At 67.4% G+C, this 22,671-nt stretch carries 19 protein-coding genes; 6 read left to right on the forward strand and 13 right to left on the reverse strand.

What is annotated here, in order from left to right; all coding sequences use genetic code 11:
• Window positions 1-10: 10 nt before the first annotated feature.
• Window positions 11-565 (forward strand): carboxymuconolactone decarboxylase family protein, encoded by a 555-nt coding sequence (locus WJ12_RS25895; protein WP_034185932.1) that lies wholly within the window; start codon window positions 11-13, stop codon window positions 563-565.
• Window positions 566-633: 68 nt separating this feature from the next.
• Here the strand turns inward: WJ12_RS25895 and WJ12_RS25900 are convergent, their stop codons facing one another.
• Entirely contained in the window at window positions 634-1,653 is a 1,020-nt protein-coding gene (locus WJ12_RS25900) for a fimbrial protein (protein WP_034185933.1), read from the reverse strand.
• A 685-nt stretch (window positions 1,654-2,338) separates the two neighbouring features.
• Between WJ12_RS25900 and lpxO the strand changes: the two genes are divergently transcribed.
• Both lpxO and WJ12_RS25910 read left to right on the forward strand, forming a co-directional pair.
• Window positions 2,339-3,238: a lipid A hydroxylase LpxO gene (gene lpxO, locus WJ12_RS25905; RefSeq protein ID WP_034185934.1), complete on the forward strand. Its 900-nt coding sequence runs from the start codon at window positions 2,339-2,341 to the stop codon at window positions 3,236-3,238.
• 159 nt (window positions 3,239-3,397) lie between these two features.
• Window positions 3,398-4,156, forward strand: coding sequence for a hypothetical protein (locus WJ12_RS25910; protein ID WP_059558234.1), 759 nt, complete (start codon window positions 3,398-3,400; stop codon window positions 4,154-4,156).
• An 86-nt stretch (window positions 4,157-4,242) separates the two neighbouring features.
• On the opposite strand, the gene ahpF is transcribed toward WJ12_RS25910, so the two are convergent.
• The 4 genes from ahpF to WJ12_RS25930 form a co-directional block, all read right to left on the reverse strand.
• Window positions 4,243-5,841 (reverse strand): alkyl hydroperoxide reductase subunit F, encoded by a 1,599-nt coding sequence (ahpF, locus tag WJ12_RS25915; protein WP_059558232.1) that lies wholly within the window; start codon window positions 5,839-5,841, stop codon window positions 4,243-4,245.
• Window positions 5,842-5,960: 119 nt separating this feature from the next.
• Entirely contained in the window at window positions 5,961-6,524 is a 564-nt protein-coding gene (gene ahpC, locus WJ12_RS25920; RefSeq protein WP_049035363.1) for an alkyl hydroperoxide reductase subunit C, read from the reverse strand.
• Between the two features lie 263 nt (window positions 6,525-6,787).
• Window positions 6,788-7,153: a type II toxin-antitoxin system VapC family toxin gene (locus tag WJ12_RS25925; RefSeq protein ID WP_049035366.1), complete on the reverse strand. Its 366-nt coding sequence runs from the start codon at window positions 7,151-7,153 to the stop codon at window positions 6,788-6,790.
• Window positions 7,154-7,188: 35 nt separating this feature from the next.
• Window positions 7,189-8,085: a LysR substrate-binding domain-containing protein gene (locus WJ12_RS25930; RefSeq protein WP_034185939.1), complete on the reverse strand. Its 897-nt coding sequence runs from the start codon at window positions 8,083-8,085 to the stop codon at window positions 7,189-7,191.
• A gap of 178 nt (window positions 8,086-8,263) precedes the next feature.
• Between WJ12_RS25930 and WJ12_RS25935 the strand changes: the two genes are divergently transcribed.
• From WJ12_RS25935 to WJ12_RS25945, 3 genes are read left to right on the forward strand one after another with little or no spacing between them, the layout of a single operon-like run.
• Window positions 8,264-9,430 carry a branched-chain amino acid ABC transporter substrate-binding protein gene (locus WJ12_RS25935; RefSeq protein WP_034185940.1) on the forward strand — a complete coding sequence of 389 codons (1,167 nt, stop codon included), beginning with the start codon at window positions 8,264-8,266 and terminating at the stop codon, window positions 9,428-9,430.
• Window positions 9,431-9,454: 24 nt separating this feature from the next.
• Window positions 9,455-9,979 (forward strand): L-2-amino-thiazoline-4-carboxylic acid hydrolase, encoded by a 525-nt coding sequence (locus WJ12_RS25940; RefSeq protein ID WP_059558230.1) that lies wholly within the window; start codon window positions 9,455-9,457, stop codon window positions 9,977-9,979.
• On the forward strand, window positions 9,972-11,222 hold the full coding sequence (locus WJ12_RS25945) for a Zn-dependent hydrolase (RefSeq protein WP_059558228.1): 1,251 nt from the start codon (window positions 9,972-9,974) through the stop codon (window positions 11,220-11,222). Before WJ12_RS25940 ends, WJ12_RS25945 begins: the two co-directional genes overlap by 8 nt.
• Window positions 11,223-11,304: 82 nt before the next feature.
• Here WJ12_RS25945 and WJ12_RS25950 read toward each other — a convergent pair whose 3' ends face one another.
• The 8 genes from WJ12_RS25950 to pgaA all read right to left on the reverse strand — a co-directional run bounded on the left by WJ12_RS25950 (window position 11,305) and on the right by pgaA (window position 22,571).
• A complete protein-coding gene (locus WJ12_RS25950; RefSeq protein ID WP_059558226.1) occupies window positions 11,305-11,784 on the reverse strand; it encodes a GNAT family N-acetyltransferase in 480 nt (159 codons plus the stop codon).
• Between the two features lie 29 nt (window positions 11,785-11,813).
• Window positions 11,814-12,650, reverse strand: a complete 837-nt coding sequence (locus WJ12_RS25955; RefSeq protein WP_049033564.1) for a c-type cytochrome — start codon at window positions 12,648-12,650, stop codon at window positions 11,814-11,816.
• Window positions 12,651-12,820: 170 nt separating this feature from the next.
• The gene (locus tag WJ12_RS25960) at window positions 12,821-14,089 is read right to left on the reverse strand and encodes a hypothetical protein (protein WP_059558224.1); all 1,269 of its coding nucleotides are present in this window, start codon (window positions 14,087-14,089) and stop codon (window positions 12,821-12,823) included.
• Complete coding sequence (gene glmS, locus WJ12_RS25965; RefSeq protein ID WP_059558222.1) at window positions 14,086-15,909, reverse strand: glutamine--fructose-6-phosphate transaminase (isomerizing); 1,824 nt, start codon at window positions 15,907-15,909, stop codon at window positions 14,086-14,088. The genes WJ12_RS25960 and glmS overlap by 4 nt, the downstream gene beginning before the upstream one ends.
• Window positions 15,910-16,026: 117 nt before the next feature.
• Entirely contained in the window at window positions 16,027-16,515 is a 489-nt protein-coding gene (locus tag WJ12_RS25970; protein ID WP_034185946.1) for a hypothetical protein, read from the reverse strand.
• Entirely contained in the window at window positions 16,493-17,764 is a 1,272-nt protein-coding gene (gene pgaC / locus WJ12_RS25975) for a poly-beta-1,6-N-acetyl-D-glucosamine synthase (RefSeq protein ID WP_049029994.1), read from the reverse strand. Before pgaC ends, WJ12_RS25970 begins: the two co-directional genes overlap by 23 nt.
• Window positions 17,761-19,854, reverse strand: a complete 2,094-nt coding sequence (gene pgaB, locus WJ12_RS25980; protein WP_059558220.1) for a poly-beta-1,6-N-acetyl-D-glucosamine N-deacetylase PgaB — start codon at window positions 19,852-19,854, stop codon at window positions 17,761-17,763. The genes pgaC and pgaB overlap by 4 nt, the downstream gene beginning before the upstream one ends.
• Window positions 19,855-19,868: 14 nt before the next feature.
• Window positions 19,869-22,571, reverse strand: a complete 2,703-nt coding sequence (gene pgaA / locus WJ12_RS25985) for a poly-beta-1,6 N-acetyl-D-glucosamine export porin PgaA (RefSeq protein ID WP_059558219.1) — start codon at window positions 22,569-22,571, stop codon at window positions 19,869-19,871.
• Between the last annotated feature and the right edge of the window lie 100 nt (window positions 22,572-22,671).

The raw sequence follows: 22,671 nt of genomic DNA on the forward strand, positions 1-22,671 counted from the left end.
AATCCCGACCATGACAGACAGACTGCCTCCTTTCGATCCCGCATTGGCCACCGACGAGCAGAAGGCCGTGCTGGCCGACATCCTCAGTGGTCCGCGCGGCAACCTGAACGGGCCGTTCCTCGGCTGGATCGCGAGCCCCGAGCTGGCCCAGCACGCGCAGAAGCTCGGCGCGTTCTGCCGCTATCGCACGGGCCTGCCGCTGCGCCTGTCGGAACTCGCGATTCTTGTGACGGCCGCGCGCTGGCGCTCGCAGGCCGAGTGGCACATCCATCATCCGATCGCGCTTGACGCCGGTGTGCCGGCAGCGACGGCCGAAGCGATCCGGCTGGGCGTCGCGCCCGCATTCGAATCGGACGACGACGCACTGATATACGCGTTCGCCAGCGAGCTGTACGACACGCGCCGCGTGAGCGATGCGACGTTCGCGCGCGCACAGGCGCGCTTCGGCCACGAGACCGTGGTGAATCTCGTCGCGCTGCTCGGTTACTACGCACTCGTCGCGATGACGCTGAACACGTTCGGTATGCGCGCAGACGGACAAACCGATTTGCCGTTCCCGGAATGAGGTGCAGTTGAACCGGCGCCCCCGAATCACGCGTCCGGCTTGAGACGCGGGTGTGAAGGCGCAGGCGGTTACTGATAATCGACCAGGACGGACATGGCGCCCATGACCGTGCCCGGCGTGACGACGGCCTCCGTCTGGACATAGCCGGCAACCATCGGAAGCGTGTAGGTGCCGCCCGTCGAGGACGAGTATGCGCCAAGCCGCAACGAGGAATCGAAGGCGGCCGGCAATCCGGATGCGTCCGTGATCTTGATGGCGATACCTTTTGCGGTCGATCCGCCACGCAGCGGCAATGCACCGGGAATGGTGGACGACGCGCCACCGATCGGCGTGAGCGTGTAACCGATGCGCGTATAGCCCGGCGGGCAATTTTCGAATCGCAGATTGAAGCTCTGCGTGGATGCGTTGTTGCCGGTCGATCCGACACCTTTGAATTGAGCGGCGGCGGCACCCGGCAGCGTGATGGATTGGGTGGGCGTGCCGCAGGTGCCGTTGACCAGCTTGACCTTGGCCGCCAGCGCGATCGCAAGACCGTCGTACGACGAACCGCAATAGGATGTGGATGTTCCGCGAGGCGACGTGCAAATATAGAAGTACGAAGGATTTCCACCGGCCTGGCCGGCAAGGCTACCGGGCTCAAGCGGCCGCGAATCTCGCACGAGCTGGACCTCAAGAGATGACGAGACGGTAATCGGCATACCGGCAGATCCGTAGTCGGCCCGGGTGGCGGGTTGGCCGCCGATCAGCAGCCGCGCCGAAATGCCGGGGACGTTGGTGGCGATATCGGGGCCGGGCGCGAAGGCGCCTCCGCCGTTCGGCCATAACGAGATCGCGTAGACGTCGCACTTGGCAAGCGCGCCGCAAAGCTGATTTTTCGGAATGGTATGGCGACTCAGGACCGTTCCGGCCGCAGTGGTGCTCGGTACGTTCAGCGTCGAGCCGAATGCGGTGACCTGGGTGAGTGCCAACGCGTCATGTGTGACGAAGGCGGCCATGAGCGTCAGGACGACGGGCAGTGACGCGCGGCGGAATACACGTCTTGAACAAGCCGATATCGAGGCAGGATGAAATGGATTCGTGAGGTTCATGGGGATTTCCCGGCGAAATGTCGTCGTATGGAAGGGCAGATATGTCGAACTCCGATCAGATTTGGGATTTTCATCGAACGGGGCGGGATTTTTAATGGGACGAGTACGAAATTCAGGTTTAACCAATCGGAAAAGTGCGATGCGGTCTCCCTCACACGAACTGGTTCCTGCGTGTCAGGCATGCGCGCCCGGGGCCTGACCGCCCACGATGCCGCGCTTTGTCGGATGCCGTGCCCGCGCTCGGTGAAACCCTGTTGCGAATTCCGTCGTTCGAGGATGCGACATTCGCATGCCGTCCGCGCGGCGGTCGACCTGAACATGACTCGCGCGGCGTGCGACAAGAGCGGTGTGCTGCCGACCGTCGACGTAATCATGCCGGGGATGGGGCGCACCGGTTGCCTGTTTGCGTGCGACGATGACGCTGAACGCGTTCGGTATGCGTGCAGACCGACAAACTGATTTGCCGTTTCCGGAATAATCGCCGGCGGCGCCTGCGTCGGGAGCACGCCGCACGCGCGCCACGATGGCCCGAAAAGCCCGTATTCTCGGGCCTTTCGGCGTTTCGGCACGGTCGATCCGGCAACGCGCCGCGTCGTGACGACGCACGCCGCACGACCTGCGCGTCAGTGCAGGAATTTTTTCCCCTACCTAGAATTTCGGCAAACAGCTTACGGGGGAAATATCGATGCGCTGGGTCCTGTTGATCGTGTTCGTTGCGTGTGTCGTGTACACGCATCGGCGCGGCAAGGTTCGGCACAGGTTGTTCAGGCAACTATCCGATCACTCGACCTTCACCGCACCGCTGAACTGCTTTTCTTACGCGTTCTCGTCGGTGCCGACCACGCCGTTTCTCGATACGGATCACTTTCCGGAGCTCGCGGTGCTACGGCGCGAATGGCGCACGTTTCGCGGCGAAGCGCTCGCGTTGCGCGACGCCAGCCGGATCAAGGCGTCCGGCGAGTACAACGACATCGGCTTCAATTCGTTCTTTCGCCACGGCTGGAAGCGTTTCTACCTGAAGTGGTACGACGCGCCGCATCCGTCCGCGCAGGCGCTGTGTCCACGCTCGGTCGAGATCCTGTCGCGGATTCCGTCGATCAAGGCGGCGATGTTCGCGCAGTTGCCGCCGGGCGGGAAACTCGGGCTGCATCGCGATCCGTACGCGGGCTCGCTGCGCTACCACCTCGGGCTCGATACGCCGAACGACGACGCGTGCCGGATCGTCGTGGACGGCGAGTCGTATGCATGGCGGGACGGGGAGGCCGTGATGTTCGACGAGACGTACCTGCACTGGGCCGAAAACCGCACCGGGCACGATCGCGTGATCCTGTTCTGCGACATCGACCGCCCGATGAGATATCGCTGGGCGCAGCGCATCAACGATGCGTTCGGGCAACTGCTGATGCGCGCGGCGGCGTCGCCGAACGAAACGGGCGATCGCACGGGCGGCCTCAATCGTGCGTTCAGGTACCTGTATGCGATTCGCCGCGCCGGCAAGCGATTGAAGGCATGGAATCGCACCGTGTACTACATCGTGAAGTGGCTGCTGTTCGGCGGGATCGCGGTTGCAATTTTCTGTATCTGACGGGGACGAGCAGGCATTTTTCCGTCTGACGATAGGGCGCGCGGCATCGCATCGGCGGCCCTCGGCCGCCATCAATGCAACCAAATGTATTCATGCGGGATCAATGACCGACTGCCGCGTATGATGGCTTGTTCACGTCGAAATGATCGGTGAGCAAGCATGACGAGTACCCGCAAGACCTTGATGATCGCCGGTGCGCTCCTGGTAGCCGCGGCCGGCACTGGCTACGTGATGCTCCTGCGCGCGGACCACCGTGCGATCGAAGACGCCGGCATCGGCGATTCGGCCGCGCCGGTCGCCGCGGCACCCGCGAGCAACGATCATGCGGTGCAGGGCGCCATCGCGCCGCCGGCACCGGCTGCCGCGACGGCATCGAAACAGGTCGCGGCCGCGCCGCCTCCGTCCGCACCCACGCCTGCGCCGGCTGAAACCGCGCGGATCGACGCGGCGCCTGCGGCCGTGCCCGCGGTTCCGGTCGTCAGCGACAAGCCGCAACCGGTGACGAAGCCCGCCGCACCGCCGCCGAAAGTCAACGTGGTGACGGTGGATGCGCAGGATTCGACCCCGCCGGCGCCGGCCGTCAAACCCGCTCCATCGGCCGCATCCGCGCAGGACGCGCAACGTGCGCCGCGCAAGCGCGACGGCCTCGAACGCCATGCAGCCGCCGCGCCGGCCGCGACGAAATCCGAAACGCCGGAGACGGCCGCGCTGGTCCGGGAATCGGCGAAGCTCGATCCGTCGTTGCCGCCGCCGCCGATGTCGTCGATGTCGGCAAGCGCCGGTTCGTCCCGCCAGGGGAATTCGTCCGGCGCGAATCCGGTCGCCGCCGCGATGACCGAGCAACTGGTCCGCGCATCGAGCAACTTCAAGTCGACGACACCCGTGCCCGCGAACGGCGATCCGACCGCAACCAAGTAGCCGCGCCAACTTCCGAATAAAAAGGACCCCGCATGCCGACCAAAGCATGCGGGGCCAAGAGAGACAATCCGGTACGCCGAAGGGCGTTATGCGGCGACCGCTTCTTCCGCTTGCGGCTGCGGTGCGGCGGCCGGCGCCACGTCCTGGCGGATCAGGTGGTCGAACGCGCCGAGCGACGCCTTCGCGCCTTCACCCACGGCGATCACGATCTGCTTGAACGGCACCGTCGTCACGTCGCCGGCCGCGAACACGCCCGGCACCGACGTCGCACCGCGCGCATCGACGACGATCTCGCCGTGCTTCGACAGTTCGACCGTCCCTTTCAGCCATTCGGTGTTCGGCACGAGGCCGATCTGCACGAACACGCCTTCGAGATCGATGCGCCGCGTGTCGCCCGAGCGCAGATCCTTGTAGACGAGCCCGTTCAGCTTGCTGCCGTCGCCGGTCAGCTCGCTCGTCTGCGCCTGCGTGACGATCGTCACGTTCGGCAGGCTGCGCAGCTTGCGCTGCAGCACTTCGTCCGCGCGCAGTTGCGCGCCGAATTCGATCAGCGTGACTTCCTTCACGATGCCGGCCAGGTCGATCGCGGCCTCGACGCCCGAGTTGCCGCCGCCGACCACCGCGACGCGCTTGCCCTTGAACAGCGGGCCGTCGCAGTGCGGGCAGTACGCGACACCGCGGTTGCGGTACTCGCGCTCGCCCGGCACGTTGATTTCGCGCCAGCGCGCGCCGGTCGCGAGCACGATCGTCCTCGCCTTCAGCACCGCGCCGTTCGCGAGGCGGATCTGGTGCACGTCGCCCGGAATCAACGCGTCGGCGCGCTGCACGTCCATGATGTCGACGTCGTACTGCTTCACGTGCTGCTCGAGCGCGGTCGCGAACTTCGGCCCTTCGGTTTCCTGCACCGACACGAAGTTCTCGATCGCCATCGTGTCGAGCACCTGGCCGCCGAAACGCTCGGCGACGACGCCCGTCGCGATGCCCTTGCGCGCCGAGTAGATGGCGGCTGCCGCGCCTGCCGGGCCGCCGCCGACGATCAGCGTGTCGAACACCGGCTTGTTTTCGAGCGACTTCGCCGCGCGTTCGCCGGCGCCCGTGTCGAGCTTCGCGAGGATTTCCTTCACGCTGCTGCGGCCCTGGCCGAACGACGCGCCGTTCAGGAACATCGTCGGCACGGCCATGATCTGGCGCGACTCGACTTCATCCTGGAACAGTGCGCCGTCGATCGCGACGTGGCGGATGCGCGGGTTGATCAGCGACATCACGTTCAGCGCCTGCACGACTTCCGGGCAGTTCTGGCACGACAGCGAGAAATACGTCTCGAATGCGTAATCGCCGTCGAGCGCGCGGATCTGTTCGATCACGTCGTCGTCGAGCTTGATCGGGTGGCCGCCCGTCTGCAGCAACGCGAGCACGAGCGACGTGAATTCATGGCCCATCGGGATGCCGGCGAAGCGGATGCCGGCCGGCTTGCCGGGTTCGCCGATCGAGAACGACGGCTTGCGCTCGGCGTCGTCGCGGCGTTCCGCAACGGTCACGCGATCCGTCAGCGACGCAATCTCGTTCAGCAGCGCCAGCAGTTCCTGCGATTTCGCGCTGTCGTCGAGCGAAGCGACGAGTTCGATCGGGCGCGTGATTTTTTCGAGGTACGCTTTGAGTTGGTTCTTGAGATTGGCGTCGAGCATGGCGTTTCGGATTCCGTATTGATTATGCTGGTCGGGCACGTCGTGCCGGAGGAGGGTGCGGGCCGCGTGTCGCGGCGGCCCGCCATCGCGCGCCTCGTGCGAGGCGCGCGGCGCGATCGTCAGATCTTGCCGATCAGGTCGAGCGACGGGGTCAGCGTTTCCGCGCCCGGCGTCCACTTGGCCGGGCACACTTCACCCGGGTGCGCCGCGATGTATTGCGCAGCCTGCACCTTGCGCAGCAGTTCGCCTGCGTCGCGGCCGATGCCGTTGTCGTGGATTTCGCACAGCTTGATCTCGCCTTCCGGGTTGATCACGAACGTGCCGCGCAGGGCCATTCCTTCTTCCTCGATCAGCACGTCGAAGTTGCGCGACAGCGTGAGCGTCGGGTCGCCGATCATCGGGTACTTGATCTTGGCGATCGTGTCCGACGTGTCGTGCCATGCCTTGTGCGTGAAGTGCGTGTCGGTCGACACGCCGTAGATTTCGACACCCAGCTTCTGGAATTCCGCGTAACGGTCGGCGAGGTCGCCCAGCTCGGTCGGGCAGACGAACGTGAAGTCGGCCGGGTAGAACACGACGACGGACCACTTGCCCTTGAAGTTCTCTTCCGAGACGGGCACGAAATCGCCGTTGTGGTAAGCGGTTGCCTTGAACGGCTTGATTTGGGTGTTGATGATCGGCATCTGGAGAATTCCTTGTCTTCAGTGGTGAGTGGAGTGTTGCCAGTATCCGGGTTCACCCGGAGCTTGTGAAATTGCTTGTTTCAATCTGGGGCATCGGGATTTTCTATCTGCTTCCGGCCCTTGATTGTGCGGGCCTGTGGGAGCGGCTTGTCGAGTGCGGGGCGGATGGCTGTCGAATGCGGACGAGCGCGGGCGCTGGACGAACGTCTCGCGCGATCGTGTCCGGTGCGACGGGAGGGCAAGGTGTCGCGGTATGCGACGGCTCAGAGCGTGTAGGGAACGCGGACGTCGGGTTCGGTGGCGGGGAAGTCCTTCGTGTTGCGCGACACGAGCAGGAGCCCGTTGACTTGTGCCGATGCCCAGACAATTGCGTCGGGCAGGCGGAGGCGCCGCTCCTGACGGATTGTCATGACGCGATTCGCAACGGTGTGGTCGAGCGCGATGACATCAAACGACGAGAGCCATGCGCGGATGGGCGCCTCGTCCTGTGCGGGCGTACCGGCCAGCACCTCCATCCACGAGATCGTGCTGATCGCTCGATAGTCGTAGCGGCCCAGTTCCACGCGTGCCGATTCCACGCCGCCCAAATAGTCGATCAGGATGTTGGTGTCGAAGAGCGCTTTTACCATTCCGAGCGTCGTTCCGCCGGCGCGGCACGTTCCGCTCAGATCCCCGCCATCTTCCTCAGCCACTCGGCGAGCCGCCGCGCCCCGTCCGGCATGTCCGCGTCCTCGCGCGTGCACAGGTAGTAATCGCGCCCGTCGTCGAGCGCGTGATCGAACAGCTTCACGAGCTCGCCGTTCGCCAGCTCGCGCTCGACCAGCGGCGCGCGCAGCAGCGCCGCGCCGAGATCCGCACGCGCGGCGCTCAGCGTGAGCTGCCCATCCTCGAACATCGGCCCCACCGCGTGCGACACGTGCCGCACGCCGGCACCCTGCAGCCAGTTGACCCACGTGCTGCGATCCTCGTCGTGCACGAGCGGCGCCCGGGCGAGATCGGCCGGCGTGCGGAACGGCCCGTGGCGCGTCAGGAACGACGGGCTGCACATCGGCACCATCGCGCCCGGCAGCAGCCGTTCGCAGCGGTAGCCGGGCCAGTCGCCGGTGCCGAAGCGGATCGACAGGTCCGACGCGTCGCTTCGGTAGTTGCGGTGATGGGCGTACAGCACCGTGACGTCGACGTCCGTGTTGTCGGCGAGGAACGCGTGCAGCCGCGGAATGAACCAGCCGATGCCGAGCAGCGGGATCAGGCTGACGGTGATCTGCCGCAGCGACGAGCGGTCGCGCACGAAGCGCGTCGCGCTGCGCAGCACCGAGAACGCCGCGCTGATCGAGCGGTAATAATCGCGCCCTTCGTCGGTGAGCGCGAGCAGCCGGCCTTCGCGGACCGTCAGCGGCGTCTGGATGAACGCTTCCAGCAGTTGCAGCTGATGGCTGACGGCCGACGGCGTGATGTCGAGTTCGCCCGCCGCCGCGGTGACCGACCCGAGACGCGCAAACGCTTCGAACGCGCGCACCGCGCGCAGCGGCGGATCGTGCGGCAATTGTTCGATATTTTTCATGTATCGAATTTTATCGAAAAGTCAGGGTAAGCGACAACATGAAAATATGCTTTATATACAGTCGTATACGTTAATGTTCCGGAAACGGCATAAGCATCCAACAATTGGGTATTTGGGGCTTGGGTGTTGAATATTTAATATTTTTCATGTTTTGATTCGACCTACCGATCCTCCACACATGAAAATCGCTTTCCTCTCCGCCAGTCTCGCATTCTCCGCGGCCGCCCTGGTCGCCTCCGTTCCCGCGTTCGCGCAATCCGCACCGCAGACGATCCTGATCGGTCTCGCCGCGCCGCTGACCGGCCCGTCCGCGCGGATCGGCAAGGATCTGCAGAACGGCGCGCAACTCGCGATCGACGACGCGAACGCCAAGCATCCGACCATCGGCGGCAAGCCGGTCGTCTACAAGCTCGTCGCGGCCGACGACCAGTCCGATCCGCGCACGGCCGTCGCGGTGGCGCAGCAGCTCGTCGACCAGCACGTGATCGGCGTCGTCGGTCACTGGAACACGGGCTGCAGCGTGCCGGCGTCGCGCGTGTACCGCGACGCGGGCATCCCGCAGATCGCGCCGGCGTCCACCGGCCATCAATACACGCAGCAGGGCTACGCGACGGCGTTCCGGATCATGGGCCACGACGATGCGGGCGGCAATTTCACCGGCGCGTATGCGGTGAAGACGCTGAAGGCGAAGCGCATCGCGGTGATCGACGATCGCACGTCGTTCGGCGCGGGACTGGCCGACCAGTTCATCAAGGGCGTGCAGGCGAACGGCGGCGCGATCGTCGATCGCCAGTACGTGAACGACAAGACGACCGATTTCAGCGGCGTGCTGACCGCGATCAAGGGCAAGCACGCGGATCTCGTGTTCTTCGGCGGCCTCGATGCGCAGGCCGCGCCGATCGCCCGCCGGATGCGCCAGCTCGGCGTCAATGCGCCGCTGCTCGGCGCGGGCGGCTTCGTGAGCCAGACCTTCCTGTCGCTCGCGGGCAAGGACGGCGACGGCGTGACGGCGCTCGAACCGGGCCTGCCGCTCGACCGGATGCCGGGCGGCCAGGCGTTCGACACGCAATACCAGGCACGCTTTCATGCACCGATCGAACTGCATGCGCCGTTCGCGTACGACGCGGCGGCCACGCTGATCGCCGCCGCGCAGAAGGCCGGCACGACGCAGCCGGCGAAGCTCGTCGCGGCGGTGCGCGCCATCGACCGGCCGGGCGTGACCGGGCGTATCGCGTTCGACCCGGAAGGCAACCTGAAGGACCCGGCCTTCACGATCTACCAGGTGCGCGGCGGCAAGTGGGCCGTCGTCGACGTGCTCGGCGGTTCGCGCACCGCGGCCAAGTAACCCCACGAGACAAAGACGATCCCCATGACCGAATCCAGCCCGACATCCGCCGCCGCACCCGAGGACACGCGCCCCGGGATCCTCGCGCGGCGCCGCATCGAAGCGGAAATCATCAAGCCGATCTACGAGATCATGAAGCGCGAGTTCGGCACCGAGCGCGCGCAGGCCGTGATCGCGGAAGCCGTGCGCGGCGCGGCCGTCGACGCGGGCCGCACGTTCGCCGCGCAGGAGCCGGACGGCACGAGCGTGAAGTCGTTCATCGCGCTGCAGGTGCTGTGGGAGAAGGACGATGCGCTCGACGTCGAGGTGCGGCGCGCGGACGACACGCATTACGACTACGACGTGCATCGCTGCCGCTACGCGGAGATGTATCACGCGATGGGGCTCGGCGAGATCGGGCACCTGCTCAGCTGCGCGCGCGACAGCTATTTCATCCAGGGTTATGCGCCGGATATCGCGCTCACGCGCACGAGCACGATCATGCAGGGCGGCAAGCGTTGCGATTTCCGCTATGCGCTGCAAGGTTCTACGGAGCACGGCGATGCATGAGAACACCGTCAACGTACCGCGCGTCGACGGCGACCGCCTGTGGGCGTCGCTCGAGCGGATGGCCCAGATCGGCGCGACGCCGAAGGGCGGCGTCTGCCGCCTCGCGCTGACCGATCTCGATCGCGAGTCGCGCGACCTGTTCGTGCAATGGGCGCGAGAGGCCGGCTGCATGGTGCGCGTCGACAAAATGGGCAACGTGTTCGCGCGCCGCCCCGGCCGGAATCCCGATGCCGCGCCGGTGATGACCGGTTCGCACGCCGATTCGCAGCCGACGGGCGGCAAGTACGACGGCATCTACGGCGTGCTCGGCGGCCTCGAGGTCGTGCGTGCGCTGAACGACGCGGGCATCGAGACCGAGCGCCCGGTCGACGTCGTGATCTGGACCAACGAGGAAGGCTCGCGCTTCGCGCCGGCGATGGTGTCGGCCGGCGTGTTTTCCGGCGTCTATACGCTCGAATACGGGCTGTCGCGTACCGACGGCACGGGCCGGACGATCGGCGACGAGCTCGAGCGGATCGGCTATGCGGGCGCGGCGCCCGTCGGCGGTTATCCGGTGCACGCGGCGTACGAACTGCATATCGAGCAGGGCGCGATTCTCGAACGGGCCGGCAAGACGATCGGCGTCGTGACGGCCGGGCAGGGGCAACGCTGGTACGAAGTGACGTTGACCGGTGTCGACGCGCACGCGGGCACGACGCCGATGGCATTCCGTCGCGATGCGCTGGTCGGCGCCGCGCGGATGATCTCGTTTCTCGACGAACTCGGCCGTCGTTACGCGCCGCATGCGCGCGCGACGGTCGGGATGATCGAGGCGCGGCCGAACTCGCGCAATACGGTGCCGGGCGGCTGCTTCTTCACGGTCGAATTCCGCCATCCCGACGATGCGGTACTCGACGAACTGGACGCGGCGCTGCGCGCGGAACTCGCACGCGTGGCGGACGCGTCCGGCCTCGGCGCACGGATCGAGCAGATCTTCACGTACCCGCCGGTTCCGTTCGCGCCGCGCTGCATCGACGCAGTGCGCGACGCGGCCGAGGCGCTCGGTCTGTCGCACATGGATATCGTGTCCGGCGCGGGCCACGACGCGTGTTATGTCGCGCGCGTCGCGCCGACCGGGATGATCTTCGTGCCGTGCGTCGACGGGCTGAGCCACAACGAGGCCGAAGCGATCACGCCCGAATGGGCGGCGGCGGGCGCCGACGTGCTGTTGCGCGCGGTGCTGCGAAGCGCGCAGGAAGCCTGAGCGTGACGCGCCCGGCCCGGCGGCAGGGTTTCGCCGGGCCGGGCAGGCGTTCGTCTGGCGTGACGCCAGCGCGCGCGTTGCGTCAGACCGACCGCGAATGCCGGCCGATGTAGCGGCGCATCACGTGGAACGCCGTATCGGTGCGGCCCGGCATCGTCGTCAACGCACCATCGGCCGCAAACCCGAGCTTTTCGTAGAACCGGTACGCCGCTTCGCGTGCCGTGCACCAGACGAGCGCGGCCCCGCGTTCTTCCGCGTGCCGCACGCAGACCTGCACCAGCACGCGTCCGAATCCCATGCCGCGCACGGCAGGGTGGACGGCCATTCCGCGAAGCCGCCACGCCGGCTGCGCGGGATCGTCGTCGCGCGGTTCCTCGCAGAGCGACGCGACGGCGACGATGCCCGACCGGTCGCGCACGCCGACATGCAGCGTCGTCGGCGCATGGTCGCCGGCCAGCTCGCATGCGTTCAGGTCGCCGTTGAGCAGGATCGTCGCCCTGAGCGGGTGCGTCTGCGCGGCGTCGATCGGCGCGATGGTGAACAGCGTGTCGCGTGATGTCATCAACGTCCCCTGGATGATCCGGCTGCCCGTTACTGGCCGGCCTTGCGCTTTGCCCGGTACGCGAGATACGCGACGATCTGGTCGAGTTCCCGGTCGCTCAGCTGGTCGGGCGGAAAGGCCGGCATGCGGCGGCCAGGCCAGTCGCGTACCGACGCCGGGTCGCGGATATAGCGGCGCAGCGCGGCCGGCTGGAAGTAGTCGACCGGATTCATCGGCGTGTTCAGGTCGGGGCCGGCGTGGCTGCTGCCCGCACCGTCGAGCCGGTGGCAGGCGAGGCATTGCGTGACGAACAGCCGCTGGCCCGCGCGGGCCGGATCGTCGGCGGGCAAGGCCGGATCGACGGCCAGCGACGGCCAGCGCGCGAGCGGCGACGATTCGATCGTGACGCGCACGACCTGGTACGGCCACTGCTCGCCGCGCACCGACGACGCGTCCGGCCCGAGCCACACGAGGTAGAACGGCCCGGCGCTGACCGGCTTGCCGGGCAGCTTCGGCCACGGATGGGCCGGGTCCTCGATCGCCAGCCACGGGACGGCGCGGGCCGGGGCGTGGGGGCGCACGAGATCCAGCGGCAGTTGCGCGGCGAAGCCGTCGGCCGCGCGCGTTTCGAGCACGCCGTCGGCCGGCAGCGGCGTGTCGCCGAGCAGCGCGGCGAACGGCACCGCGCGGAACGTCATCGGCCGGCCGTACGCGATGTCGCGCGGCACGTGGATGTCCGCCGCATCGGGGCGCGCGAGCAGCGTCTGCCGGGTGAGGGGGCGGGCGGTGCCGTCGGTGTCGAGTTCGAGCGTGGACTGCGCCGACGCGCGTTGTCCGAGCAGGCAAACCGTCAGCAGCACGAGCGAAATCCACTGGCGCTTCAGCATTCGTTCTCCGGGAAAGGACGTTCCGGCGGCAGCAGGAGTCGGGCGCCGCGGGCGATGGAAGGAATCGGGCGACAGTCTATCCGCTACGCGCGGCGCTGGCGAATTCCGCTGAGGAAAGGGGCGCGCGAGGCCGGCCCGCGCTGACGACATGACCGAGGGCCGGACTGTCGTCAATGACTCGAGCAACGCGCTGCGTCGTTCGGCATCGACGTGTCGCGCCCGGGTTCGAAATCGGCTTCGCGCGTGCCCGACGGCGTCAGCGACACGAAATGCATGGCCGACCCGCGGGCCGGGAATCCGGCGATGCCGGTCGAGCCCCACGGAATCGGCGAGCGCTGCACGCCGCTCGCGGAAATCGTCGAGGCCCCGAGCGCCAGTGTCAGCAGCCGCCCGTCGCGGGTCGGCACGTACGCATGCGTGCCGGCGACCCCGATGCCGGATTCGCGCACCGATGCGGGCAGGCAGTCGAGCGTCGCCGTGCGGCGGCCGTCCGGCGCGATCAGCATCGCGATGCCGCGATCGTCGGCCGTCGTCGTGACGACGATGAAGCGGTCGATCTCCGGCACGTAGGCCGACGAGTACACGTAATACCGGATCCTGTCGTTCAGCGTCCCGAGCATGTCGAGCTTCGCCGTGACGGGATCGAACATCGCGTATTCGAGCGTCGCGTCGGTGCTGCCTTCGATGAATTTCTGCCACACGAGCAGCGCGGTGCGCGGCGAGCCCGCGATCACGGGCCACCATTCGCGGCGGCGCGGCGCGACCGCGACGTGGTTCAGCACGTGTCCGGCCGCGTCGTAGGTCTTCAGGTAGACGCCGTTGCCGGAACCGAGATTGTCGACGCCGCCGCCGTCGACCCAGTCGGCGGAATAGAACACGACGAAGCGTTCGCCGACCGTCGCGACATGCCCCGAATGGCCGCCCGACTCGACGTCGTTCGGGTAGGGCTTGACCGGCTTCAGGTCGCGGCGGTAGATGCCGTAGCGCTGGCTGACCTCCTGCGGCGCCTTCCAGCCGTCCTCGAACGTGACGAAGATGTCGCCGCGCGCGTTTTGCGCGATCGATACCGGTTCCTGCGCCTCGGGGCGGCTGATGAACGTGTGAACGTGCAGCAGGCGCGGCTCGCCGGGGCGCCATTCGCCGACGTACACGTCGTGCGGCCAGCTGCCGCCGCGCAACGCGCCACGCGGCTCGATGCCCGAGCTGCTGAAGAACACCCAGCGCTTGCCGTCGCCGGCGTCGGCCACGCCGATGCCGTGCATGAAGCGGCGCGGGTCGCCGGTGGCCTGCGGCGAGGGCGAAGCCTGCACGGTGACCGTGTGAACGACCGGCGCGGCGGCGACGGCGGCCGGCGGCGCCGCGCCGATGCCGCACGCACCGCAAAGCGCGGCCGCGACGCATCGCGCGGCCGCAGGCACCGGGCGCGGGCGCCGTTTCATTCGACGGTCACCGATTTCGCGAGGTTGCGCGGCTTGTCGACGTCGGCGCCGCGCGCGCAGCCGACGTGATACGCGAGCAGTTGCAGCGGGATCACGTTGACGATCGGCGACAGCAGGTCGCCCGACTCGCGCACGCGGATCAGGTGCGTGTCGCGGTCGGCGTCGATTTCGAGCTGACTGCCCGCCAGCACGTAGAGCCGTCCGCCGCGCGCGCGCACCTCGGCCATGTTGGACTTCAGCTTCTGGAACAGGCGGTCGTCCGGCGCGATCGTGACGACGGGCATCGCGCTCGTGACGAGCGCGAGCGGGCCGTGCTTCAGCTCGCCGGCCGCATACCCTTCCGCGTGGATGTACGACACTTCCTTGAGCTTCAGCGCGCCTTCCAGCGCGATCGGGAAGTGGATGCCGCGCCCGAGGAACAACGCATTCTCGGTGCGCGCGAACTTCGCGGCCCAACCCATGACCTGCGTTTCGAGCGCAAGCGCATGGCCGATGCGGCCGGACAGCGCGCGCAGCTGCTTCAGGTGCATCGCGGCGTGCGCCGCGTCGAGCCGGCCGCGCAGTTGCGCGAGCGTGAGCGTCAGCACGAACAGCGCGACGAGCTGCGTCGTGAACGCTTTCGTCGACGCGACGCCGAGCTCGATGCCGGCCCGCGTGAGGAACCGCAGCGGCGCATTGCGCGCGATCGTGCTGGTCGCGACGTTGCAGATCGCCAGCGACAGTTCCTGGCCCATCGCGCGCGCCTGCTCGATCGCGCCGATCGTGTCGGCCGTTTCGCCCGACTGCGAGATGCCGACCACGAGCGTGCGTGGATCGGCCACCGTGTCGCGGTAGCGGAATTCGCTGGCGATCTCCACCTGCGCCGGAATGCCGGCGATGCTCTCCAGCCAGTATTTCGCGGTCAGTCCGGCGTAGTAGCTGGTGCCGCAACCGAGCAGCAGCACGCTCCTGACGCTCGACAGCCGCGCGCGCGTGCCGTCGGTCGCGTCGAACAGCGCCGGCGAGATCGTGTCGATGCCGTCGAGCGTGCTGTCGATCGCCTTCGGCTGCTCGAAGATCTCCTTCTGCATGAAGTGCTGGTACGGGCCGAGCGCGGCGTCTCCCTCGCGCGCCTTCACCTGGCACAGCGGGCGCCGGGCATCGTGCCCGCCGGAGTCGACCACGGCGATGCGTTCCGGCGTGATCAGCGCGACGTCGCCGTCCTCCAGGTAGACGAAGCGGTCGGTCAGGTCGCCCAGCGCCGCGCAGTCCGACGCGAGGTAGTTCTGCTCGGCGCCGATTCCGATCACGAGCGGCGAGCCGGCGCGCGCGGCGACGAGGCGCTGCGGCTCGTGCGCACTGAGGACCGCGATCGCATAGGCGCCGTGCAGCCGCTTGACGGCGCGCACGACCGCGTCGAACAGGTCGTCGCGATAGACGCTGTGGATCAGGTGCGCGATCACCTCGGTGTCGGTCTGGCCGCGAAACGTGTAGCCGCGCTCCCGCAGCTCCGCGCGCAGCGCGTCGTGGTTCTCGATGATCCCGTTGTGCACGACCGCGATCGTGTCGCCGGACATGATCGGATGCGCGTTCATTTCCGACGGCGCGCCGTGCGTCGCCCAGCGCGTATGCGCGATGCAGGTCTGCGCTTCCAGGCCGAGCGTCAGCACGCGCGCCTGCAGGTCCGTCACGCGCCGCAACGTGCGTTCGCTGCGCAGGCGGCCGTCGTCCTGCAAGGCGATGCCGCACGAATCGTAGCCGCGATACTCGAGCCGGCTCAACGCATTGACCAGTTGCGGCACCTGATTGTTCAGGCCGCTTGCTCCGACGATTCCGCACATGATTCACCTCGTCCAGAAGAAGTTGCCGGCCTGCCGGCGATGCACGGCAGCGCGGCGTCTGGAGCGGCGCCGCGCGGCACGGGGGCGTCCGGTGCGCGGCGGCGCGTCTCCGCTGACTTACTCGCGGGGCGGCGGCCCCGCGTGGGCTACCCATTCGATGCCGGAAATCGAACCGTTCGCGTCATGCGACGCGACGAGAATGCGCGTCGTGCGCCGCGCGCCGCGCCGGCGGGCACCGGCCAGCGCGGTGGACGGCACCGAGCGCGCCTTCGCGCTGGCCGAGCGCCGCAGCATCTTCGACACGCGCAGCCGGTGGGCGAGCGGATGCACGACGCGCCCCGCGATCAGCCACGTGACGATCGTGCCCGCGATGAGCGCGATCGAGGTCGCGTAGAACACCATCTGCTCGATCGGCATCTCGGCTTCGTTGAACGGCAGCAGGTAGCGGTACGTATAGATGCAGATCGATGCCCACACGGCTCCGACCAGCGCCGGCCGCACGAGGCGGAACCAGACGACCAGCACGGAGCCGACGACGCGGCCGCGTTCGGTGATCATTTCGCGCGGCGTGCGCAGGGAAAGGTCAATAATCGGCGCGTTTTTCATGTTGAATGCCTCGGTCGGGGCTGACCCATACGGCCCGCTTGCCGCGGCCCCGCAGCACGACGGCCGGCAGGGCGACGACGGTGGTGATCATGCTGATCAGCCAGAAAGCAACGGGATACCAGATGGTGTCCAGGAAATACATCAGGAGTTTTTCGTCATACTGACGATCGATCATGCTGCCGACGATCAGCTGCAGGATGCAGGTCGCGACCAGCAGCATCCCGTGCCAGTGCGGCACGACCGATACGTGCCAGCTCGGCGGCAGCGGGTAGACGAGGTTCAGCAGCGCGAGCAGCAGGATGAACGACATCGAATAGGCCCACGCGATGCCGATCAGGTATTCGACGAACAGCGGCCACATCATCATCTGCGTCGGCCGCGCGAGCGTGCCCGCATATTTCATCAGGACCTGGATGCCGCCTTTCGACCAGCGCAGCCGCTGCCGGTAGAGCCCCTTGAGCGTCTCGGGCATCAGGATCCAGCTCAGCGCATGCGGTTCGTACACGACGCGCCAGTCGCGGCACTGCAGCTTCCAGCTGATGTCGATGTCCTCTGTCAGCATGTCCGAGCTCCAGTAGCCGACGTCGGCGAGCGCGGTCTTGCGGAACATCGTGACGACGCCCGACACCGTGAAGATGCGGCCGTACACCTGCTGCGTGCGCTTGATCAGCCCGACGATCGACGAGAATTCGCCGACCTGCATGCGGCCGAGCAGCGACGTGCGCGTGCGGATGCGCGGGTTGCCGGTCACCGCGCCGACGCCCGGGTCGGTCAGGAAGTGCTCGAGCATCCAGCCGATCGAGTCGTGCGCGAGCAGCGAATCGCCGTCGATGCACAGCAGGTATTCGGCGTTCGACACGGCCGCCGCGGTCGTCAGCCCGACCGCCTTGCCTTCGTTGCGCGCGTGGTGGATTACGAGCAGCCGCGGGATCTCGACGGCCAGCGCGTTGAGGATCTCGCCGGTACGATCCCGGCTGCCGTCGTTGACCGCGATGATGTCGTAGTTCGGATACTGCATCCCGTTCAGGTGGCCGATCACGCTGCGCGCGTTCGCGGCTTCATTGAAGCAGGGCACGACGATCGAGATCTTCGGGATGCCGCTCGCCGCGATCGTCCGGGTCGACAGCGTGCGGCCTTCTTCCAGCAGGAAGTAGTGCACGACGCCGCCGATCATCCACAGATACGACATGAAGAACGGGTAGTAGAAAACGAAATCCTGCAGGCGCGTGATGAGGCTGTGGGTGGTCATGGCGTCTTCGTCCCCTGCGATTGCTGCATCTGCATCAGCGCGTTGATCGAGGTGGGGTCGAGGCGCGACTTCAGCGACATCACGTCGCGCATTGCGTCGAGTTCCGGCTGGCCGTTCAGGAAGTTGTCCGGGTAGTACCCGAAATTCACGGCGCCCTCGCTGCGCAGCCGCCGCATCTGCGTGAGCAGCGTGCCGGCCGGCACGTCCTTGTGCGCGTGCCAGTCGTACGACTGCAGTTCGAACACGGTACGCTGCAGCCCGCGCTGTTTCGCGCGCACGGCCCGCACGAGCTGGTCCAGCCAGCCCTCGGGGTCCTTCGCCTGCTCCATGTACGGCATCGCCATCAGCGCGACGTAGTCGTAGGCGGCGAGGAAGTCGTCGTAGTTCTGCGCATACCAGGCTTCCGATTCGGGCTTGAGCACCGGCATCGCGAAGAGGTTGCGCGCGGTCAGCACGTCGCCGACGTTCTGGTGGGCCAGTACGATCTGCTCGAGCTGCCGGGTCAGGTCGATCAGGTAGCGCGACTTCTGGCGCGTCCAGCGCTTCATCAGTTCGGGGTTCTCGCGGATCTTGCCGATATCGGCGGGCAGCCCCCACTGCGCATAGATGCGCAGCGCATGCCGGCCCGCGTCCTCGTAGTCGTCGAGCACGGCGTCGTCGCTGAACAGGATGCCGCTGAACGACGCATGCTTGCTGAGATCCTCGTAGATCTGCTGGATCATCAGCCGCGCGTCCGGATCGAACGGACTCAGCCGGAACACGCGCGTGCCGTTCTCGCGGGCCGGCGCGCCGCCGTGGGCGCTGACGGCCTCGAGCCCGCGCTGCTTGTCGGCCGGCGGCCGGAACGCGAGCACCGGCATCCACGCGTACACCTGCACGTTGGAACGCGTATTGAGCTGCCACGCGGCGCGCGAGAACAGGTCGGCGCGCATCGGCAGGTGCCGGTTCGGGAAATACACCGATTCGGCCACGCCCGTGCCCTTCGGGTCCGCATAGGCCTGCAGGTACACCGATTTCGGCTGCATCCGGTAGATGCGCTCGATCAGCTTGCCGAGATTGGCTTCCTGCCGCGCGGGATCGGGATCGTAGACCTGGTCGAGATCGACCTGCACGATGCGCTCGGGCACGTCGACGTCGCCGCGGTTGGACGCCGGCTCGCGCATCGAGCGCTCGAACCCGCCGATGTCGACGTCGTACATCATCAGGATCCGTCTCAGCCGGTCCAGCGGCACGTCCGGCGTGTTCGGGCCGGCGTCGAGGCTGAACTGGATGTCCATGCCGAGCGACGTCGAGATCTGGCGCACGGGCTGGTTTTCCGCGCCGTACGGCCATACCATCGAGCGCGCGACGACGCCCGTGTGGTCGCGGATCTGCCGTACGCAGGTCTGCAGGTCGTTGTGCACGCGTGCCGCGAATTCGGCGTCGGTTTCATAGCGTTGCTGATCCTGCAGGTACAGGTGCGACGTGGTCGCCGGCAACTCGTTGCCTTGCGGATTCGCGATCGCGCCATGATGGAGGTTGTGGGTGTGGCAGCCGAGTTCGACGAGACGGGACTGGCCGACCTGCTTCACTTCGTCCCACGACATGAAGTAGTCGCGCGGTACCTGGATCTTGTCGCTGATGCGGATCGGCGCATCCGGCGGCGCGTCGATCCACGCGGTGACGATGCCCATCACGGCCGGATACTTGAAGCGCTCGAGCAGCGGCAGCACTTTCGTGTAGTGGCTGCGGTAGCCGTCGTCGAACGTGAGCAGCACCGCGCGCGGCGGCAGCGGCGTGCCGCCGTGCCGCGACTCCTCGATCTGCTTGACCGTGATGGTGTGGTAGTTGTTGGTCTGCAGCCACGAGAAGATCGCGGTCAGCGTGCCGGTATCGACCGCGAACGGATCGACCATCGCCGACGGCGACGAAAACGACGCCATCAGGTTGTCGCGCACGTCGTGCATGCAGATCACGCGGAACGTCTTGCCGTCGGCCGGATCGGACGGCGGCAGCAGGTCGATCATCTTGGCGTTCGTCACGCCCGGGAACAACGAACAGGCGGCAAACGTGCCGAGGCATCCGCACATGAAGGTCCGTCTGGTGTGCATGAACGCTCTCCTTGCTAGAACGGCAGGTTGACCGACAGGAAGCCGGTTTCGGAGCGCTCGCGCTGGCCGTCGTACGCATGGCTGCTGACTTCGACGCCGTAGGTCAGCGTGATGTCGTGCTTGAACGTCCACGCGTGCTCGAGGCGCGCGCTCCACAGCGGACTGGTGCCGAAGCCGCGCTCGTTGTACACGCCGCCCGACACCGACACGCGTTGCTGCAGCCCCATGTCGCCCTTCTTCCACAGCGTCAGCTGGTGCATGACGGTCGCCGCGGCCGCGTAGTCGCGGCCGGGGCTGAAGTAGGGCGCGTCCTGGCGCGTGTTGCTGTCCGTGCCGAGGTTCAGCGATACGTTGACGAGCTGGTTCGCGGTCGTGTACACGCGCTGCGTGCCGGTCGCGGAAATCTCCTGGTGCAGGTTCGAATCGCTGTAGCGGCTCACGCCGTAGCTCAGCCTGATCTCGCGGCGGTCGTTCTGGCGATACACGACCTCGACGTTCGCCGAGCGGCCCCAGATGTGCGCGGCATAGGCCTTCCACGGCAGCGAGTTGTCGTTGGTGTCGAGCCCGGCGCCGACCGTCCAGTAGTCGTTCAGCGCGTACGCGATCGTCCCGCGGCCGCCGGTCCGGCCGTCCGCGCCGAACGAGCGCGTGACTTCGCCCTGCACGGTGAGCGGGCCGTGCCGGTAGTCGCCGCCGACACCGGTGCGCGTGCGGCTGACGTTGCCGCCGTCGGTTTGCGCATGACCGAAGAACGTGTGCGAGAAGACGCGCCAGTTGTCGCCGAACGGTTGCGAATACACATAACTGTCCGACGTGAAGCTGTTGTCGGCCAGCGCGCTGTTGCCGTGCTCGAAGCTCAGGTCGGTCGTGAACACGGGGCTGCGATAGGCCTTATAGTCGCGCTTGAAGCCGCGCACGGCGCCGCTGTCCGGGAACGTGTCGCCCAGGGTCTGGTCGACGGTCTTCGCGGTCGCGTAGTCGTCCGCCGTGAGCGACGCGCGGCCGAGGCCGGCAAGCATCTCGACGCTGTCCGGGTGATCGGTCAGCGACGCGCGATACATCGAGATCGCCTGGCGCGGGTGCGACTGGCCCGACACCGCGTCGGCGTGCGCGGCACGGATCTCCGCGTTGAACGGCACCTGCTTCTCGAGCTGTTCGAGCGCGGCGATCCCTTCGTCGGCATGGCCCGTGAAGATCAGGTATTGCGCGCGCAGCCGGTAGTAGCGCAGGTAGTCGCCTTCCTCGGGGCCGACGCTGCGCACCTCCTTGACGGGCGGCAGCGACTTGCCCATCTCGTCGAGTACCTGCTTCGCTTGCGCCGCGCGCCCCTGGTCGACGTACGACCAGAACACGCCTTCGCGCAGTTCGATCTCGCGCGTGCGCACGCCGTACTGGAAGCCGCGGGTCGCGCGGTCGGTCGGCGACGCGGACGCCTGCTTCAGCGCGCGCAGGTAGACGACGTTCGCCTTGGCCGGTTCGCTCAGGTACAGGTAGGCGTCGCCGACGGCCGCCAGCGCGTCGATCGAGATTTCCGCGCTGGACGGAATCGTCTCGAACGTCGCGACGGCCGTCTTCATGTCGCCGCGTGCCGCGTAGGCGACCGTGCGGTCGCCCGCGAGCGCCGTCCTGACCGGCGTGTATTCCGGCGTGGCCGGCATCCGCTTGTCGAGGTCGTCGGCCGCGCGCAGCGCGCTGTCGAGGCCGTCGAAGCGGTCCGAACTCGTCATCGAACGCGACTTGTCGCGTCCGCCGCGCACTTGCTGGCGAATCGACAGTTCTTCCAGTTGCGCGATGTCGACGGCGGAGAACGCATCGGGCCGGGCTTTCGCTTCGTCGAGCGCCTTGATCGCGCCGCCGCTCGCCGCGAGGCCGAACACGTCGTTGCGTACCGTCGCGGCATCGGCGGTGCGGAGATTCGGCGCCTGCGCATTCGGTGTTTCGACGTCGGGGCCCTGGGATCGCTGGATCGGTTCGCCAGGGAGCTGGGCGCCGGGCGTCGGTGCGTTCGGCGTCTGGGACGGCGGCGGTTGCGAGCCGGGCGTCAGCGGGACGGGGGTGGGGGCGTTCGGCATCGGGGTGCCGGATGCCTGAGCGGTCAGCGTCGGCGTGGTGGCCGATGAGGTGGTTGTGGTCGGTGCGGCCCGCGGCGGGGCGCCCGACGTGGGCGCGATCGGTGCGGCCGTATTCGCCTGAGCGGTGTCGGATGCCTGCGCAAGCTGCATCGGGGCATGCGACGTTTGCGCGTGCGGTGCCGACGTATTCGGAAACGCGGTGCCGGACGCCTGCGCAAGCCGCATCGGCGCGTGCGACGTCTGCGCGACCGAGGCCTGCGTATCGGCCGATGCCGCGCCAGGCCCCCGGTCAGCCGGCTGCGGCGCGTCCGGGTCCACCACGACCGTGGTCGGTATGGCCGGGTTCGGTGCCTGCGCGATCTGCATCGACGCATCCGATGCCTGTGCGATCGGGGTCGGCGCATGAGGGGGTAGCGTGCCCGAATCCGCGGCGATCTCCATCGACGTCACGCTCGCCTGCCGATCGGGCGCAGGCGCATCCGGCGCGGATCTGGCGATTTCTCTCGCGCCGCCGGATTCCGCGTCGCCTTCGGCGGAGAAGCAGGGGCCGGACGCGACGAGCAGCAACACCAGCGGCGCATGCAGGAGGATCCGCCGGTTGGACGGGGCGACGGTGGTGCATGGTGGTTTCCGAGGGTTGTCCACGGTGTCTCCTCACTCTGAAACGATCACATCGGTTGCACGCCCGACGACGCTCGTCGCCTGCGGTCATCCCCCCGGGCGGCGAGGCCCGGCGGCCTCCGAC

The organism is Burkholderia seminalis, assembly GCF_001718535.1.
GTDB classification, from domain to species: domain Bacteria; phylum Pseudomonadota; class Gammaproteobacteria; order Burkholderiales; family Burkholderiaceae; genus Burkholderia; species Burkholderia seminalis.

Excerpts from the sequence above, each read along its gene's own strand:
- WJ12_RS25895 (WP_034185932.1), top strand. The coding sequence starts at position 11 with ATGACAGACAGACTGCCTCCTTTCGATCCCGCATTGGCCACCGACGAG.
- WJ12_RS25900 (WP_034185933.1), bottom strand. The coding sequence starts at position 1,653 with ATGAACCTCACGAATCCATTTCATCCTGCCTCGATATCGGCTTGTTCA.
- lpxO (WP_034185934.1), top strand. The coding sequence starts at position 2,339 with ATGCGCTGGGTCCTGTTGATCGTGTTCGTTGCGTGTGTCGTGTACACG.
- WJ12_RS25910 (WP_059558234.1), top strand. The coding sequence starts at position 3,398 with ATGACGAGTACCCGCAAGACCTTGATGATCGCCGGTGCGCTCCTGGTA.
- ahpF (WP_059558232.1), bottom strand. The coding sequence starts at position 5,841 with ATGCTCGACGCCAATCTCAAGAACCAACTCAAAGCGTACCTCGAAAAA.
- ahpC (WP_049035363.1), bottom strand. The coding sequence starts at position 6,524 with ATGCCGATCATCAACACCCAAATCAAGCCGTTCAAGGCAACCGCTTAC.
- WJ12_RS25925 (WP_049035366.1), bottom strand. The coding sequence starts at position 7,153 with ATGGTAAAAGCGCTCTTCGACACCAACATCCTGATCGACTATTTGGGC.
- WJ12_RS25930 (WP_034185939.1), bottom strand. The coding sequence starts at position 8,085 with ATGAAAAATATCGAACAATTGCCGCACGATCCGCCGCTGCGCGCGGTG.
- WJ12_RS25935 (WP_034185940.1), top strand. The coding sequence starts at position 8,264 with ATGAAAATCGCTTTCCTCTCCGCCAGTCTCGCATTCTCCGCGGCCGCC.
- WJ12_RS25940 (WP_059558230.1), top strand. The coding sequence starts at position 9,455 with ATGACCGAATCCAGCCCGACATCCGCCGCCGCACCCGAGGACACGCGC.
- WJ12_RS25945 (WP_059558228.1), top strand. The coding sequence starts at position 9,972 with ATGCATGAGAACACCGTCAACGTACCGCGCGTCGACGGCGACCGCCTG.
- WJ12_RS25950 (WP_059558226.1), bottom strand. The coding sequence starts at position 11,784 with ATGACATCACGCGACACGCTGTTCACCATCGCGCCGATCGACGCCGCG.
- WJ12_RS25955 (WP_049033564.1), bottom strand. The coding sequence starts at position 12,650 with ATGCTGAAGCGCCAGTGGATTTCGCTCGTGCTGCTGACGGTTTGCCTG.
- WJ12_RS25960 (WP_059558224.1), bottom strand. The coding sequence starts at position 14,089 with ATGAAACGGCGCCCGCGCCCGGTGCCTGCGGCCGCGCGATGCGTCGCG.
- glmS (WP_059558222.1), bottom strand. The coding sequence starts at position 15,909 with ATGTGCGGAATCGTCGGAGCAAGCGGCCTGAACAATCAGGTGCCGCAA.
- WJ12_RS25970 (WP_034185946.1), bottom strand. The coding sequence starts at position 16,515 with ATGAAAAACGCGCCGATTATTGACCTTTCCCTGCGCACGCCGCGCGAA.
- pgaC (WP_049029994.1), bottom strand. The coding sequence starts at position 17,764 with ATGACCACCCACAGCCTCATCACGCGCCTGCAGGATTTCGTTTTCTAC.
- pgaB (WP_059558220.1), bottom strand. The coding sequence starts at position 19,854 with ATGCACACCAGACGGACCTTCATGTGCGGATGCCTCGGCACGTTTGCC.